This window comes from Microbispora catharanthi, from assembly GCF_006334915.2.
GTDB lineage: Bacteria > Actinomycetota > Actinomycetes > Streptosporangiales > Streptosporangiaceae > Microbispora > Microbispora catharanthi.
Genome location: NZ_VDMA02000042.1, coordinates 1 through 16488 on the forward strand (window position 1 = coordinate 1; position 16488 = coordinate 16488).

The 16488-nt window shown below is 71.9% G+C and carries 15 protein-coding genes; 2 read left to right on the forward strand and 13 right to left on the reverse strand.

The window, feature by feature from the left end:
* Positions 1-290, forward strand: a 290-nt coding sequence (locus tag FH610_RS41265; protein WP_139580690.1) for a VanZ family protein, incomplete at its 5' end; no start/stop codon positions are given.
* A gap of 7 nt (positions 291-297) precedes the next feature.
* Here FH610_RS41265 and ygfZ read toward each other — a convergent pair.
* The 9 genes from ygfZ to FH610_RS41310 form a co-directional block, all read right to left on the reverse strand.
* Positions 298-1365 (reverse strand): CAF17-like 4Fe-4S cluster assembly/insertion protein YgfZ, encoded by a 1068-nt coding sequence (gene ygfZ, locus FH610_RS41270; protein ID WP_139580691.1) that lies wholly within the window; start codon positions 1363-1365, stop codon positions 298-300.
* Between the two features lie 84 nt (positions 1366-1449).
* Positions 1450-3024: a fused response regulator/phosphatase gene (locus FH610_RS41275; protein ID WP_139580692.1), complete on the reverse strand. Its 1575-nt coding sequence runs from the start codon at positions 3022-3024 to the stop codon at positions 1450-1452.
* Entirely contained in the window at positions 3017-4732 is a 1716-nt protein-coding gene (locus tag FH610_RS41280; RefSeq protein ID WP_139580693.1) for an ATP-binding response regulator, read from the reverse strand. Before FH610_RS41280 ends, FH610_RS41275 begins: the two co-directional genes overlap by 8 nt.
* Positions 4732-5733 carry an ATP-binding SpoIIE family protein phosphatase gene (locus tag FH610_RS41285; protein WP_205826425.1) on the reverse strand — a complete coding sequence of 334 codons (1002 nt, stop codon included), beginning with the start codon at positions 5731-5733 and terminating at the stop codon, positions 4732-4734. The genes FH610_RS41280 and FH610_RS41285 overlap by 1 nt, the downstream gene beginning before the upstream one ends.
* Position 5734: 1 nt before the next feature.
* Positions 5735-6136: an anti-sigma regulatory factor gene (locus tag FH610_RS41290; RefSeq protein ID WP_139580694.1), complete on the reverse strand. Its 402-nt coding sequence runs from the start codon at positions 6134-6136 to the stop codon at positions 5735-5737.
* Complete coding sequence (locus FH610_RS41295; protein WP_179155589.1) at positions 6133-6498, reverse strand: STAS domain-containing protein; 366 nt, start codon at positions 6496-6498, stop codon at positions 6133-6135. Before FH610_RS41295 ends, FH610_RS41290 begins: the two co-directional genes overlap by 4 nt.
* Positions 6498-7334 (reverse strand): STAS domain-containing protein, encoded by an 837-nt coding sequence (locus FH610_RS41300; RefSeq protein WP_240809504.1) that lies wholly within the window; start codon positions 7332-7334, stop codon positions 6498-6500. The genes FH610_RS41295 and FH610_RS41300 overlap by 1 nt, the downstream gene beginning before the upstream one ends.
* A gap of 83 nt (positions 7335-7417) precedes the next feature.
* A complete protein-coding gene (locus FH610_RS41305; protein ID WP_139580696.1) occupies positions 7418-7831 on the reverse strand; it encodes a Fur family transcriptional regulator in 414 nt (137 codons plus the stop codon).
* Between the two features lie 351 nt (positions 7832-8182).
* Positions 8183-8674, reverse strand: coding sequence for a heme-binding beta-barrel domain-containing protein (locus FH610_RS41310; protein WP_139580697.1), 492 nt, complete (start codon positions 8672-8674; stop codon positions 8183-8185).
* A gap of 118 nt (positions 8675-8792) precedes the next feature.
* On the opposite strand from FH610_RS41310, the gene FH610_RS41315 reads away from it, so the two are divergent.
* Entirely contained in the window at positions 8793-9155 is a 363-nt protein-coding gene (locus FH610_RS41315; RefSeq protein ID WP_139580698.1) for a DsrE family protein, read from the forward strand.
* Between the two features lie 40 nt (positions 9156-9195).
* On the opposite strand, the gene FH610_RS41320 is transcribed toward FH610_RS41315, so the two are convergent.
* The 4 genes from FH610_RS41320 to FH610_RS41335 form a co-directional block, all read right to left on the reverse strand.
* Positions 9196-9903, reverse strand: coding sequence for a type 1 glutamine amidotransferase (locus FH610_RS41320; protein ID WP_139580699.1), 708 nt, complete (start codon positions 9901-9903; stop codon positions 9196-9198).
* Positions 9893-11167 carry a MurT ligase domain-containing protein gene (locus tag FH610_RS41325; RefSeq protein WP_139580700.1) on the reverse strand — a complete coding sequence of 425 codons (1275 nt, stop codon included), beginning with the start codon at positions 11165-11167 and terminating at the stop codon, positions 9893-9895. Before FH610_RS41325 ends, FH610_RS41320 begins: the two co-directional genes overlap by 11 nt.
* Before the next feature lie 28 nt (positions 11168-11195).
* Positions 11196-14285, reverse strand: a complete 3090-nt coding sequence (locus FH610_RS41330) for an ATP-binding protein (RefSeq protein WP_139580701.1) — start codon at positions 14283-14285, stop codon at positions 11196-11198.
* A 219-nt stretch (positions 14286-14504) separates the two neighbouring features.
* The gene (locus FH610_RS41335; RefSeq protein WP_139580702.1) at positions 14505-16433 is read right to left on the reverse strand and encodes a hypothetical protein; all 1929 of its coding nucleotides are present in this window, start codon (positions 16431-16433) and stop codon (positions 14505-14507) included.
* Between the last annotated feature and the right edge of the window lie 55 nt (positions 16434-16488).

Below are 16488 nucleotides of genomic sequence, written 5' to 3' on the forward strand. Positions count from 1 at the left end.
TGGACCTGGCGGGCCAGGTCGCGCGGTCGTCACCGGGAGCGGCGGTCGTGCAGATCGGCGGCAACCTCCTGGTCTTCGCCGCGCTCGGCGCGATGCTCCCGGTCCGCTCCGCGCGCTTCGCCTCGCTTGCGGCGGTGGCCGCCGTCGCGGCCACCGCCTCGCTCGGCGTGGAACTCCTTCAGTACGGCCTGCGGCTCGGGCGGGTGAGCTCCGTGGACGACGTGATCCTCAACGCGGCGGGCGCCGTGCTCGCGGCCCTGTGCACCCGCAGGTGGTGGGCTCGCCCTTAGCGATCTCCTAGCGGACGCGGCGGCGGAGGGCGGGATCGATCTTCACGTTGCGCCCGGCGTCCGGCGGCACCACGATCTCCTGGCTCGCCGCCACACCGCCGGCCAGCAGGTCGATGTCCACCGGCACCGTACGCTTCACGACCGCGAGGGCGATCGGGCCCAGCTCGTGGTGACGGGCCGACGAGCCCACGAAGCCGATCTGCCCGGGCTCGGCGGAGCCCTCCACGGCGGCCTCCGGCTCGGCCTCGACCGGCGTGCCGACGCCGAGGGTCACCGGGGCGCCGTGCGGGGGCAGCTCGTCCACGCTGCCGTCCAAGTGCAGGAAGACCAGGCGGCGGGGTGGGTGGCCGAGGTTGTGCACCCGGGCGACCGTCTCCTGCCCCCGGTAACACCCCTTGCTCAAATGCACGGCCACGTCGATCCAGCCGATCTCGTGGGGGATCGTCTTGTGGTCGGTCTCGAACCCGAGCCTGGGCACGTGCGCGGCGATACGCAGCGCCTCGTAGGCCCACAGACCGGCGGGACGCAGGCCCAGCGCGTCCGGAAGGCCGCCCAGCCGCTCGCGCGGCACGAGCAGGTCGCCGCCGATCGCGACGGCTCCTTCCACGGCCACGCCGAGCGCGTCGGCGCTCTCGTCCGGAGAAGGCGGGGTGAGGGAGACCACCGCGTAGTCCGAGGTGACGTCGGCGACCTCGACACGCAGCATGAACCGCATCTTCTCCAGGAAGGCGACCAGCTCGGCCGAGGTGCCCGGCTCCACATGGGCCCACACGGCCTCGCCGTCGTCCACGAGCGTGAGGTGGTGCTCGACGCGGCCCTGCGGGTCGAGCAGCAGGGTCTGGGTGGGCGTGCCCGGCTGGAGCGTGTCGAGCTTCTGCGAGCTGAGGCTGTTGAGCCAGCTCAGCCGGTCGGGCCCGGTGATCCGCACGACCTCGCGATTGCTCCGGTCGACCAGCGCCCGCCCGCCCGCCAGCGCGCGCTGCTCGGCATAGGGATCGCCGTAGTGGGCCGCGACCGTCTCGTCCGGCGCCTGCGCGGCCACCGCGCCGGGTGTGTCAAGCAAAGGGCTCCGCATGCGTTCAAGGCTATTCGGTCCCGCACGGCCGGCGTGGCGGCGGCAGGCTCACCTGTGGACGACACTCGGCCTGTGGATGACGCCTCAGAACGGCACTCGACGGACGGCGACCAGCGCCACGTCGTCCTCGCGCGCGCCGAAGGTGGCGATGAGCCGGTCGCAGAAGCCCTCCAGGTCGTCGCTCACGTCCTCGGCCTGCTGCCGGGCGATCTCCAGGCTCTCGTCGAGCAGTTTGTCGCGGTCCTCGATCAACCCGTCGGTGAACATCAGAACGGTGGAGTCCTCGGGCAGCCGGACCCGGTCGACCCGATAATCCTCGTGGGCCACGCCGAGCAGCAGGTTGCCGAACCGGTGATAGGCCGCCCCCTTCCCGGCCAGCAGCGGCGGGATGTGGCCGGCGTTGACGATCTCGCTCTCCCCCGTCGCGGGATCGATCAGCATCAGGCAGACGGTCGCCGTCATGCCGGGGTGGTAGCGCCGCAGGACGGCGTTGAGCAGGCTCATCGACCCGGCGGGATCGACGGCGTCGATCACCGACGCCCGCAGCGCGTTGCGCAGCTCCGCCATCACGGTGGCGGCGTGCAGCGAGTGGCCCTGCACGTCGCCGAGCGCGACCAGGACCCGATCGCCGAGGGGCAGGACCTCGTAGAAGTCGCCGCCCACCTCCACGTTGTCCACCGCCGGCTGGTAGCGCACGCTGATCTGCAGGCCGGGAATCCGGGGGATCTCTGCGGGCAGCAGGCTGCGCTGCAACGTGAGCGCGATCGTGTGCTCCTCCGCGTAGGCGCGGGCCGCGTCGACCGCCAGCGCCAGCGCCTGACCGAGCTGCCGCAGCAGGCTCAGCTCCTCGCCGTCGAGCGGCGAGCCCGCCTCCACCCCGAGGAACACCGGCGGCCGGCCCGTCTTCGTACGGCACAGCACGCCGGACACGCGCGCGACGACGTCGCTGTCGGGGACGACGCGGGCCCAGGTCGCGTTGTCGATCTCGAATGTCTGCACTCCGGGCGACTCCCCGATGGAGATGATGCTCAGCCGCTCCAGGGTGTCGGGATGGACCAACCTCGCCGCTGCACGCTCCCCCGGCCGGGCGGAGAACCTGCGCACTCTCCCGTCCGGCGGGATCGCCAGCACCCGCGAGTAACGCTCCAGCAGGCGGGAGCAGCCCTCGGCGGCCACCGACAGGAGGCGTTCGAAGTCCTCCGCCTGGTTCATCTCCAGTGTGATCTCGGCCAGCTCGCTCAGCCTGGCCGCCATCCGCTCGGCACGCTGCCGCGCCCGGTAGTAGCGCAGGGTCGCCCGCACCGTCGCGGCGAACTCGTCGGGCTGGATCGGCTCCGACAGGTACGCGTCGGCTCCGCGTTCCAGCCCCTCGGCGCGGTCGGCCGGGGTGACGGCGTTTCCGGACACCTGGATCACCGGAATCGAGGCGGTCTCCGGATTCGCCTTGATCTTCTCGCACACCTCGATGCCGTCCACGTCGGGCATCCGCACGTCGAGGATGACGAGGTCGGGCTTGAGCACGCCGACGACGGCCAGCGCCTCCTCGCCGCCGCCGGCCTCGACGACCCGGTGCCCGCCACGGCGCAACCAGCTCGCCAGGATGTAGCGCTTGGTGGGGATGTCGTCGACTACCAGCACCGTCGCCGCGGCGTCAATCATGAGCCCCACCCCTGTCGCCCTTCACGCTCCCGGCACGTCGTCCGGCCTCGTCGCGTACGGCCTCCCGGATCGCCTCCAGAAGCTGGTCCCTGCGCAGTCCGTGCTTGGACAGCACCGGGTGAGACGCTCCCGGCTGCTCGGACACCACCGACACGACGACCGCGGGGACGCCGCACAGGACGTCGTCCTCGGCCATCTTGTGCAGCAGCGCCGTGCCGTCGAGGCGCGGCATGAGCAGGTCGACCAGGACCACCTCCGGGGGGTGCTCACGCATCAGGTTCAGGGCCTCGACGCCGTCGGCCGCCTCGTCCACCCCGGCCGCGAAGCCGAAGAGCATCCGCCGGGCCACCGCACGGAAGCCCGCGTCGTCGTCGGCCACGAGCACCCGGCCCACCTCCGGGCTGGCCATGCTGTGCGGCACCCGCAGCGTCGCCGTGGTGCCCTCACCCGGCCTGCTCGCCAGTTCCAGCGTGCCGCCGAGCGCCTCCGCCAGCCTCCGGGCGTACGGCAGGCCGAGGCCGGTGCCCTTCGTCTTGAGCTGCAGCGACCCGGGCACCTGGAAGAACTCCTCGAAAACGCGCTCCAGGTGCTCGGGGGGAATGCCCACGCCGGTGTCGGCGACAGTGAAGACGACCTCGGCCATCGCGGGGTCCACTACGGCCGTCAGCCGCACCTCCCCATACTCGGTGAACTTCAGCGCGTTCGACAGCAGGTTGCGCAGGATGGTGGTCAGCATGGTCTCGTCGACGAACATCTCGCCGATCTCGTCCGACACGTCGACCGACAGCGTGACTCCGTCGGCCCGGCCGGCGGGCTGGAGCGTCATGCGCAGCCCCTCGGCCAGGGCGACCACGTCCACCATCGACGGGTGCGGGTCCAGCCGCCCGGACTCGGCCTTGGCCAGGTCGAGCAGCTCTCCCACGAGCGCCAGCAGGGTCTCCGCGGAGGTGCCGACGAGGGTGATCTGGTGCTGCTGCTCCTCGGTGAGCGGTTCCGCGCCGGAGCCGAGCAGCAGCCGGACCAGCCCGATGATCGAGGTCAGCGGCAGCCGCAGCTCGTGGCTCACGTTGGCCCAGAACCGCTGCCTGGCCTCGGCCGCCTGCCGGAGCTGGGACGACTTCTCGTCGAGCTCGGCGTAGAGCGCCACGACGCCGCGGTTGGTCTCCTCCAGCTCGGCCGACAGCTGGTTGTAGAGCGCCAGGACTCCCTGGTTGGTCTCGGCCAGCTCCGCGTTGAGCCGAAGCACCTCCTCCAGGGTGCCGGCCAGCTCCCTGTTCTGCTCACGCAGCACGTCCAGGGCCGCCGTGGGAGGCGAGAGACGGGCCAGCTCCGCGCGAATGCCGTCGAGCGGTCGCCGCCTGCGGCTCTCGGGCACCCGCTTCACCAGCGTGACGCGTCTGTCCTCGGCCGAGAGCGCGATCTCGTCGACCATGCGACCGGCCAGCTTCACACCCTCGCTCTCCCGCACGTCGGCACCGTCGAGATAGTCCAGGGTGATGACCAGCCGATCCTCACGCAGAGCGAAGACGACGGCGCTCCCGGCGCCCCGCGCCAGCGCCTCACGGCCGATCTCGCTGAGCGCCGTCGCCACCCGGATCTGGTCCTGGGACTCCAGCCCGACGAGTTCGGCGATCCGGCGGCCCAGCTGCCGTACGGCGAAGACGTCCTGGTCCCTGCTGATCTCCGCGCGGGTGAGCACCTCGCCCATCACTGCCCCTGTTTGACGGTCACGACGCAGGCGTCGTCCCTGCGGCTGCCCGCGTCGCGCAGCAGGGTCGCGCCCACCACGGCCGGGGAATGGACGAACAGTCCGGGGAAGGAGACGGGGTCCCAGCGGTCGGTGAGACCGTCGGAGTGGAGCACCACCGTGGCGTGCGGCGGCAGCGCGTACTCGTACTGCCGGGGATGCCTGCCCTTGTGCCCGGCGATGCCGGGCAGCGAGATCATCCCCTGGCGGCCTTCGGCGTGGGCGATCCAGCCCGAGATGTTGCCCAGCCCGGCGAACGTGACGCTCTCGCGGTCGACCCGCACCACCGCGACCGCCCCGCCCCGCGTGTGGCCCAGTCCCCGATGCAGGCGTTCGAGAGCGGCGGCCGGAAGGGCGTGCGGATCCTCCATGAAGATCCGTACGGCCTCGCGGGAGGCGTGCGCGGCGAGACCGCCGTGGCCGAGCCCGTCGCAGACGAGCACGCTGATCGCGTCGCCGTCGTCGGCGAAGGCGAAGGAGTCGCCGCACACGCTCTCCTCGCCGATGGGGCGGCGCAGCCCGCTCACCCGCAGCGGCGGGCCGGGCAGGCCGTCCGCGGTGAAGTGCAGGACCAGCACGGTGCCCCTGCCGGGCACCGAGTAGACGTCCCAGCCGGTGGCCATGCGGGCGATCGCGCCGAGACCGATGCCGAGCGTGCCCGAGGTGGAGTAGCCGTCCCGCAGGGCGCGGCCGAGGTCGGCGATTCCCGGGCCCTTGTCGACGGCCACGAGTTCGACCGCGCCAGGCCGTTCCAGGTGGGGGCGCACGAGCACGGCGCCCTCCACCGCGTGCTTGACCAGATTCGAGACCGCCTCGGTCACCGCCACCGCGACCTGGCCGGTGCGGTTCTGGTCGAACCCGGCGGCCGTGGCCAGCGCGACCGCCGTCCTGCGCACCGCGCCGATCACACTCGGGTCCGCGGTGGACACCCAGACGTCCTCGTGCCGGTGCGTCATGGTCATGTCACCGGGCCCACTTGGTCACCGTCACGCGGGTGCCCTCGCCGGGAGCGGAGACGAGGTCGAACTCGTCCACGAGCCGCCGCGATCCGCTCAAACCGAGTCCCAGCCCCCCGGCGGTGCTCCAGCCCTCGGTCAGCGCCTGCTCGACGTCCGGGATGCCCGGCCCCTCGTCGCTGAAGACGAGCCGCAGGCCCGGCCGCCGCCCGCCCTCCAGCACCTCGATCAGCACCCGGCCTCCCCCGGCGTGCACGAGGGCGTTCCTGGCGAGTTCGCTGGCGGCGGTCACGATCTTCGTCTGGTCGACCAGGGAGAGCCCTATCTCGGCCGCGAGGCTTCTGACCTGCTGACGTACGACTACGACGTCACCGTTGGTGGCGATGGGCAGCTCCCGGGGCGCGCTCACCCCGCGGCGCCCCTGACGTGCTCCAGCATCGCGACGCCCTTCTCCAGGTTGAGGGCCGTGCGCACGCCGCCGAGCGACAGCCCCAGCTCGACCAGTGTGATCGCCACCGCGGGACGCATGCCGACCACCACGGTCTCCGCGTCGAGCATGCGGGTCATCGCGGCGATCGTGGAGAACATGCGGCCGATGAACGAGTCGACGATCTCGACGGCCGTGATGTCGATGATGACCCCTCGCGCACCCGAGGAGACCACCATGTCTGCCAGGTCCTCCTGCAGGGCCAGCACGCTCTGGTCGTCCAGGTCGATCTGGATCGAGACGATCAGGATGTCGCCGAGCTTGAGAATCGGCACACGTTCCATCAGGCGCGCTCCGCCCTGACCGCGACCCGCGTCCGCGCGGCGCCCGTGATCTCCACGCCGCTCCGCCCGAGGGCGTACGCGAGAGCGTCGGCCAGCGAGGCCTTGGTGACGATGTCGCCGAACTCGATGCCCAGCGTGACGATCGTGTGCGCGATCTGCGGGCGGATGCCGGAAATGACGCACTCCGCACCCATCAGGCGGGCGGCGACGACGGTCTTGAGCAGGTGCTGCGCGACCTGCGTGTCGACGGCGGGCACACCGGTGATGTCGATGACCGCGTGCTCCGAGCCCGTGTCGACCAGGGTCTGGAGCAGCTTCTCCATGACGACCTGGGTGCGGGCCGAGTCGAGCGTGCCGACGAGCGGCACGGCGACGATGCCCTCCCACAGCTTCACCACCGGCGTCGACAACTCGAGCAGCTGCTCGGCCTGGTCGAAGATGATCTTCTCGCGAGCGGCGGTGTAGGTCTCGAAGGTGTACAGGCCCAGGTCGTCGACGAGCCGGGAGAACCATACGAACCCGCGCAACGCGTCCGGACCGCCGTCGGTCTCGGCCACCTCGTACAACGCCTCCTTGAGCGAGAACACGAGCCGCGCGGTGTCGGAGGGCGTGTGCCCCTGCCGGACGCGGGCGCGGGAGAGCTCGGCGAGCAGCCCGCGTACGTCGGCGAAGTCTCCGTCCTCGCTGCTGAGCGCGGTACGCATCGCCTGGTAGAGGTCACGGAGTTCGTCGGGAGACGCTCCGGACAATTGGGTCCACCGCTGGAGCAGCCGCTCCTCGCTGGACAGGAAAAGCTCAACTATGCGCCGCCTGGCGGCCTCCGCGGGAACGGTCACCCTCATCTCCTGACGAATCGGCGTAGTGCGCCACTCGTCACGCTACCGGCCCCGGGGCATCACCCCAAAACGCCCCACGATAGTCAAAGACGGCATTTGCGGCAATGGCCGAAGACGGTGAGATGGCGGACGTCGGTGGCGAAGCCCAATTCGGCGTCGAGGGCCGAGACGAGGCCGTCCACCATCTCCGGAGGCACCTCGGTGACCTCGCCGCACCCCCGGCAGACGAGGTGGACGTGGTCGGCCTCGGAGGCGAGGTGATAGGTGGGAGCGCCGTGGCCGAGATGGGTGTGGGTGACCAGCCCGAGCTCCTCCAGGAGCTCAAGGGTCCGGTAGACGGTCGAGATGTTGACGCCCCTGGCCGTCTGCTGCACGCGGGAGCAGATGTCCTCGGGCGTGGCGTGTCCCAGCTCGGTGACCGCTTCCAGCACGAGCTGGCGCTGGGGGGTGATCCGGTAGCCGCGGGCCCGCAGCTCCTCGTGCCAAGTCTCGGCCATGTCCCAGAGTGTAAGTCGTCCCCGGGGGCGTCTCCCCGGCTGCCGCGGGAGAGGCTCGAAGTTCATCGCATTAATCGTTTGCCCGCGCGTGGGGCGCTCGCATAGCGTGAAGGCACGCAGAAGGGAGGTGGTCCGAATAATGGTTGATCATTCTTGGGCTAGCGAGGTGGCTGTCCGCTAGGACTCGTCCATCTGGACCTTCCGTCTGGATGTCGTACGACGTCCTGGCGAATCCTCGACAGACACCGGAACCCCGGGCGGCCGGCGGCCGCGGACGACCTCGTCCCGGCCATGGTCCAGCCGGCCCGCCTCTTCAGGAGGCGGAGCGCGCCCGGGGTTCTTTCTTTTCTTCTACTCGTCGAAGTCGCCGACCCGCTTGAGCTCCGCCGAGGCGTGCGACTGCAGCGGGTGCCCCATCGCCGCCATGTCGTAGGCGTACATGAGGCTGCCGTTGACCAGGCCGTAGAGCCGGTGGCCCGCGTTGTAATCCTTCGCCGTCGTGGTTCGCGCGACCACGTCCGTACGCAGCTCGATCTTGTGGAAGACGACCTCCCCCACGTAGATCTCCACGATGCCGGTCGGGTGCGCGAGGCACACCTCGATCTGGCGCTCGGGCTGGATCCGCCAGAACCCCGTCTCGGTGGACAGAGGCCGGACCTTGTTGCCCTCAGCGTCGAGCAGCCACGTGCGGCTCTGATAGGTCAGGAACGGCTTCCCGTTGTGCCCGAAGACGATCTCCTGGCCGAAGTTGGCGCTCTCCATGGTGGGATAGCCGATCACCCCGGCCCCCTCCCAGCGGCCCAGGAGGAAGGCGATCGGCTCGAGGTCGGGATGTACGTCCATGGAGACGAGCTTAGAGGCGCGCGAGCGGCCCCTCGCACCACGCGCGGCATGCGCCGATTGCCCAACTTGTACGGCACGCGGCGGCGCGCCGGCGACCCCGGCGGACTAGGCTCGCAGCATGGCACGATCACTGGTCATCAAGGTCACGGCCGGGGCGGACGCCCCGGAGCGTTGCAACCAGGCGTTCACGGTGGCGGCGGCCGCGCTGGCGAGCGGTGTCCCGGTCTCGCTGTGGCTGACCGGCGAGTCCTCGTGGTTCGCGCTGCCGGGGCGGGCCAAGGAGTTCACCCTGGCCGAGGCCGCCCCGCTGGAGGACATGCTCGACGCCGTGCTCGCCGCGGGCAGGGTCACGCTGTGCACCCAGTGCGCCGCCCGCCGGGGCATCACCGTGGACGACGTGATCGACGGCGTGCGCATCGCCGGGGCCTCCACGTTCGTCGAGGAGGTCCTGGGCGAGGGCGTACAGGCGTTGATCTACTGACCGGCCAGCATCTGCTGACCGGCCAGGATCTACGGCCCGGTCAGCTCGGCAGCACCGCGCGCAGCCGTTCGTCGCGCAGCGCCTGATACCAGCTGTCGTCGATCGGGGGCAGCGGTCCGGTCACCCAGCTCAGCAGCAGGTCGGCGAGCGCGGGGTTGCGGGCGAGCGCCGGCCCGTGCAGGTAGGTGCCGATGACACGGCCCGCGTAGCAGCCCTCCGTGCCGTCGCCGTTGCCGGTGCCGACGAGGGTCCGCGACAGCGGGCGCACTCCGGGGCCGAGCCTGGTCACGCCCATGTGGTTCTCGAAGCCCGTCAGCGTGGGCAGCCCCAGCGCGGGGTCCACCTCGGCGGCCAGCTCGCCGACCGCGCGCCGCTCGCCCCGCCCCGAGCTGATGTCCAGCAGCCCGATGCCGGGCACCGGCTGCCCTTCCTCGCCGCCGAACACCGTGCCCATGATCTGGTAGCCGGCGCAGACCGCCAGCATGGCCGCGCCGCGCTGGATCGCGGCGTGCAGGCCGCCGTCCCGGCGCAGCCGCTCGGCCCCGAGGATCTGCGGCCGGTCCTCGCCGCCGCCGATCAGGTAGACGTCGCCCTGCTGCGGCACGGGGTCGGACGACCGTACGTGGACGGTCCTGGTCGCGATGCCCCGGGCCTGGGCCCGCTGCTCCAGCACCAGGACGTTGCCCTGGTCCCCGTACGTGCTGAGGAGGTCGGGATAGATCCAGACGATGGACAATTCAGACTGCACGGCCGAACTCCGCTCGGATCTGCTGGAACGCGGTGTAGTTGGCGATCACGTCGATCTTGCCGGGCGCGAGGAGGGCCACCGCCTGCTCGAACGAGTCGCAGAGCTGGAAGGGGACCCCGGCCACGGCCAGCCGCAGCGCGAGGTCGAGGCGGCGCTCACCGGTGACGAGGACGGGCCTGCCGCGCAGGATGCGGTAGTCGACGTCCCACAGCCAGGAGGTGTCGCGGCCGTCCGGCCCCTGCGCGTTCACCGACAAGACGATCGGCAGCGCCGGGTCGGCGACGTCGAACGCCTCCAGCCAGCCCGCCGGGTTCTTGGCCAGCAGCAGCCGCAGCGACCGGCCGTCCCGCTCGACGGTCGTGTAGCGCCCGGCGACGGAGGCGACCGTACGCAGCCTGGGCAGCGCCCGGGCGGGGTCGAGGCCGACGGTCTCGGCGACCGCCAGCGCCATGGCGGCGTTCGCCCGGTTGGCCTGGCCGGGAAGCTGGAGGTCCAGGCGCCAGTGCTGACCCCGGGGGTCGGTCACGTACTCCCCGTCGAGCACCCAGCTGGGCTCGGGCCGGTGGAAGGTGCACTCTCGGCACGCCCAGTTGGTGTCGGCGATCTGCACCGGGGTGAGGCTCTGCCCGCCGTTGCCGAACCCGGCGCGGTCGAGCGGGCCGCCGCACTCGGGGCAGCACCAGGAGTCCTCGCGCCAGCGCTGCCCCGCCGCCACCCAGGTGACCCGCGCGGCGGTGGACGCGCCCCAGGCGACCAGCGGGTCGTCGCAGTTGGCGATCACGTGCGCGGGCCTGCCCGCGAGGGCGCGGCGCCACTTCTGGGCCAGCAGCCAGATCTCGGCCGCCCGGTCCATCTGGTCGCGGCTCAGGTTCATGAGGCAGACGATGCCGGCGTTGGTCGTGTCGAGGACCTCGGGGAGGTACTTCTCGTCGACCTCCAGCACGCCGTATGGCGCGTCCTTGTTGGAGGCGAGCGCCGACACGTGCCCGGCGGGCATGTTGGCGCCGAAGGCGTTCGTCGCCACGTCGCCGAACTCCTGCAGCGCCGAGGTGATCAGACGCGTCGTCGTGGTCTTGCCGTTCGTCGCGCTGACCAGGACGAGCTTGCGGTCGGCCGCGAGCTTGCGCAGCAGGTCGGGCTCCAGCATGAGGCCGACCCTGCCGCCGATCACCGAGCCGTCGCCACGCCCGGTGGCCCTGGACAGCGTCGCGGCCGTGCGGCCCAGGGCGCTGGCGAGCTGCGCCCGCAACGGAAGCTGACTCATGCCGCGATCCTAGTCGCCTGCGCGGAGGTCACGATCCGAAGGACAGCTCCGCGGGGGTGTCGCCGTCGAACGGCAGGACGAACCGGCGGGGCCACGACAGCACGGTCTCCAGCCAGCCCGCGCTCATCGTCTGGGCCACGTATTTGACCCGCTCGCGCGGCTCCACCCCGATGGCGACCGTCGTCACGTCGCGCTGGATGCCCTCGTGCTCGTCGTCGCCCAGGATGACCCGCCACGCCAGGGCGCGGTTGCGGTCCACCTCCATCGACAGCGGGTGGTGGCGCAGCGCCTTCGCGCGGTGGCCGAGCAGCTCGGTGCGCACGCCGACCGCGACCCCGCCCTCGGCCGGCTCGGCGCCGTTGACCCCCTGATGCGGGTACGGCCGGCCGGCGGGGTCGGTGCCGAACAGCGGATACTCCATCGCCGGGGCCGGGCTGCGCAGGTTGGGCGCGGGATGCCCGAACGGGAACAGCCTGTCCACCTCGTGCAGCCAGCGGACCTGCGGGATCACCCAGGCCGCGCCCGGCCGCTCGCCCGCCCGCATCGGCGGCTCGCTCTCCCCGCCGTCCGCCTGACCCGCCGCCAGCAGCCCGGCGGCGACCTCGGCGGCCTTCTCCGTGAGCAGCGCGGGGTCGAACCACGTCCGCAGCGACCAGGCGCGGCGCGCGACCGACCGCTCGACCAGCGTGGCCAGCAGGCACTCGCGCCGCTTGGCCGGCAGCTCCGCCCAGATGTCGGCGAGCACGCGCGGCACGCCCGGCAGCGACCGGTTCGTCACGAACGCCAGGACGACCGTGTCGGTCCAGATCCGCAGCCACGCCCACTCCGGGGCCACCGCGAGCAGGTCGGCCTCGCGCAGTTCGACCAGCGTGCACGCCTTCCCCGTACGGCACTCGCGCCCGCAGGCGGCCGAGCGGCGCCCGCAGATCGGCGGCACCGGGCCGAGCGTCTCGCGCTCGCGGTCCTCGCCCAGCGGCACTCGGACGCGCAGCGGGCGGTCCATGCCGTCGGCGAACACGGCGGCGAAGCCCGGCTGGAGGGACACCACCTGGCGCGACTGGTCCTCGCTCAGGTTCATGGCCGCGCCGACGAGCGCGCGGTCGTCCTCGGCCGGGAGCCGGTGCACGACCTTGAGCGCGGTGTTCTTCACCACGTCGGAGACGAGCTTGGTGGGGATCTGCTCGGCCACGATGATGCCCTCGCCGTACGCCCTGATCTCGGCGAGCATCCCGGCCAGCAACTCGACGGCATGTGTGGAGGCCCGCTGGGAGCCGCGGTCGCGCAGCAGCCGGTGGGCCTCCTCGATGACGATGACGTGCCGCAGGCCGCCGACGCCGTCCTCGGCCCGCGGTTCCGAGCGGGCGCGCATCCGCAGGTGCTCGACGATGCGGATGATGAGCGTGCCCATGAGGAACGCCTTGTCCTCGTCGTTGGCCACGTCCTCGATCGCGAGCACGACGTTGCGCTGGAGCAGGCCGCCGATGTCGGCCGGGTGGCCGCCCTCGAAGAACCGGCCCGCGCTGCCCACGCGAAGGCTGCGCAGGCGCAGGCTGATGAAGCCCTCGACGTCGGCCTGGACCTCGTTGCCGTACCCGATCTCCTGGATGACCTCCAGCGCGTGCTGCTGGAGCTGCTCCAGGGTCGGCACGGCCGGTTGCACGGCGGCCCCCGGGATGCCGCCCCCGGTGACCACGTCCCAGCCGTTGGCCTCGTAGACGCGCTGCAACGCCAGCGACATGATCTGCGGGAACGGCTCCTCGGCGTCGAACGCCGCCATGAACAGCGCCCTGACCATGTCGATGTGGGCCTGCACGGGGTAGCCGGGCTCGGGCGCGAGCGGGTTGACGCTGATCGGCACGTTGTCGGGCGCCGAGGGGTTGATGACGGTCAGCGGCGCCAGGTGCTCGACCCGGCCGGCCATCGCGGCGTACTCCGACTTGGCCGGCTCGATCGCCAGCCACGGGATGCCCGCCTTGGTGAGCTGCTCAAGCAGGTGACGCACGGTCTGCGACTTGCCCGAGCCGGTGGCGCCGGTGACGAAGGCGTGGCGGTTCAGCGTGGCCAGCGGCACCCGGAACGCTCCGACGGCGCGGTCCTGCCCGTCGACGATCGCGCCGAGGTCGACGGTCTCCGCAGAGCCCTCGACCTCGGCCTCGCTCGTCACGTCGAAGAAGCCCGCGTCGAGCACCCGGACCCCCGGCACCTCACGGCGCGGCAGCCCGGCGAGCGCGGCGAGCGCCCCGGCCGTCGCCGCGAACGGCGCCGCCGCACCGTCGGCCGAATCCTGCAGGTTGACGGCCAGCGCCTCGCTGAAGCCGTACACCGACTCGCAGGTGCCGTCGCCGGTCAGGGCGGGCAGCGACATCGCGCTGCGCAGCCGGTAGGGGTGGTGGCTCATCTCCACCGAGCCGACCAGCACCGGAGCGATCTGGCGCAGCTCGTCGGGGCCGGCCGCACCGGCGAGCACCCGGACGTTCCACAGTCCGGCCTCGCGGAAGGCGTCCAGCTCCTGCATCCTGCGCTCGGCCCGTTCGGCGTCGAAGCGCGACCGCTCCGAGGCGTCGCCGTACTGGCGCAGCACGTTGAGCTGGGTGCGCAGGTGGGCCACCTCGGCGTCGAGCAGGTCGGTCGGCTCGGCGACCACCACCCACGCGAACGGCCGGGACATGAGCGTGACCAGCGTCGACTCGAACAGCGTGGGCCGCTTGGGCTCGTCGGGCTCCGGCTCGCGCCTGCCGTAGAGCGGCGGGGCCTGACGGCCCGGACACGGCGTCCAGACGAGGTCGGCGAGGTCGGCCAGCCACTCGTCGCCGATCTCCACGCCGCGCGCGCCGCCGGGGAACAGCAGCGGCTGCGGGCCGGTGACCGGCGGCTCCGGTGTGGACGCCGCCCGCTTGGGCGGCTTGGGCGGTGTGAGCGGTCCCGCGTTGGTGATGAGCTCCAGCGGCGCACCCGAACCCCGCGACAGCCAGCCGATGACGAACGGCCGGTTGCGCTGCGCGGCGGACAGGACCGCGGGGAGCACCGTGACGAAGTCCCACTCCGCGGACGAACTACGCGATGGGGCTGTGATCGCCTGAATCCGGTACCACGGCCCGCTCAGGGGAAACGGCTGCATCAGACCCCTCAGGTGACGACGAACAGGGGAGAGACTCCTTCAACGATCACGCCCGCACACCCCGGTTGACGATGCCCTTACCGACAGCGGACGGTGTCATGGGCGCGTACGACGTTTCGGGAGCGGTCATGACCGCTTGCGCCGGTCGAGGCGGGGCGGCGGCGGACCGACCGTGGGGAAGCGCAGTGGGGGCACATCGGGCAGCGGACGCGGGCCTGCTCATGACCGCTTGCGCCAGTCGAGGCGAGGCGGCGGCGGGCCGAGGTTCGGGGGCACATCGGGCAGCACAGGCTCCTCCGGCTCCGGCTCCGGCTCGGGCTCGGGGGGCGCGAGGGCGGCCCTCCGGATCTCCTCGAACTCTCCCAGCGTCGTCTTGGGGAAGGTGAGTATCGCCGGATTCGCGTCGGCGAGGCGCACCTGGCGGCCCTCCGCCGTCGAGTAGGTGATGATCACGGAGGTCGTGGGGAGCTGCTGGAGCTGGTGCGGCTCGACCAGGAACTCCCGCGACCGCTGCAGGACCCCGTCGGCGACCGTGGGCGCGCGCCGTCCCCACTCGGTCGACTCGGTGATGTCCTCCCGCAGGTCGCCCTCGCTCATGTCCTCCCCCTCCGTACGGCTCTCGCCGACGGTGGAGGTGTAGAAGCCGCTCGGGCCGTTGACCGCCGAGCTGAACGTCTCGGTGAGCTGGGCGAGCTCCAGGCGGTGCTCGGTGCCGACGTGCTCGCTGGCCACCCGGGCGTCCTCGGCGTTGCCCAGGCGCATGAACGCGACCGCCGCGTGTCCCCGGCCGAGGCGCTCCCGCACGGTCGGGGTGAGGCTGCGATAGGTCAGCACGAGCCCGGTGCGCGAGGTCTCGCAGGCGTCCATGAGCCGGTCGAGCACGTCGCCGCGCAGCTTGTCCGCGCCCGCCACGATGATCGTGTGATACCAGGGCCGCTCACTGGCCGGCGACTGGCGCAGGATGTGCGTGAGCGCGGTCGCGACGTAGGTCCCGAGCACCCGGTTGCCGAAGACCCCCGCCTGCCGGTCCATGCTGACGACCCGCAGCCGCGCGGGCGGCAGCTGTACGGCCTGCGAGCCCAGCGTCTCCAGCTTGCGCAGCTGCGATTCCATCGCCCAGGCCCGCTCGATGACCACCCGGTCGGCCACGCCCCGGCCGAACAGCGTGCCGATGCGTTCGAGCTGCGACGCCGTGAGCAGGCCGCCCTTCATGTCGTCGCGCGGGTCGCCCACCTGTGCGAGTGCCCGCAGGGCGGCGGTGACCTGGCTGATCGTCGCGTTCTCGCCCAGGACCTCGAGCACGCGCTCCAGGATCGCGTTGTCGAAGCCGATGTCCCTGCTGGTCTCCTCGCTGACGCTCACCACGTGGGCGAGCACGTCGGCGAACGCCTCGGGCTTGAGCGTCGCGCCCAGGTCGAGCCGGGGCAGGTCCACCGGGAGCACCCAGACGAGCGGGTCGTCCCCGCCCCTGCGCGCCAGCTCGATCAGGTCCTTGGCGATCGCGCCCTCCGACAGGTCGAGCACGGTCAGGTGGCCGCCGCTGTAGAGCCGGGTCGCGCCGATCAGCGTGACCAGCGCCGACCAGCCGGTCAGCGTGCCCCCGGCCACGTCGACCCGGTCGATGTCGTCGGGCACGGCCACGGCATACCAGGTGATCTGCCTGTCGAAGCGGTTCTTCTTCTCGGCCCAGTCGCGGTATTTCGCGGCGTGTTCCTCCTGAGCCGTGACGATCTCCCGCTGGCGGCGCTCCTGCTCCCGCAGCGCCTTGCGGCGGCGCTCGTCGAGCCGCTCGTTGACCGTACGGTCGCCCTGCCGGATGGCGTAGGTGCAGATGGCGGCCACGCCGCCCGCGGCGACCAGGCCCAGCATCACGAACGACCAGGTGAGCAGGCCGGTCACGCCGAGGACGAGGATCCCCGCGGCCACCACGGCCATGAAGGTACGGAAGATCCTGACGGGGCGGTTGAGCAGATCCTTCTGGAGCCGCTCCCGGTGGATCCACTCGGTGTCCACCGGAGGCTCGGTGACGTCCTCCCTGGCCGGTCGCTTGGGCGGCGGCCCGGGATCCGGGTACAGCAGCGCATACTGCCAGCCCAGGTAGATCCGATCCGCCTGCAACTGGGCATGCTCGGGGTGCGGGTCGCCCACGGGCCCTCCATGTCCGCCTCGGTCACAGCGTAGGAGCTGGAAGCCCTGTCAGGGC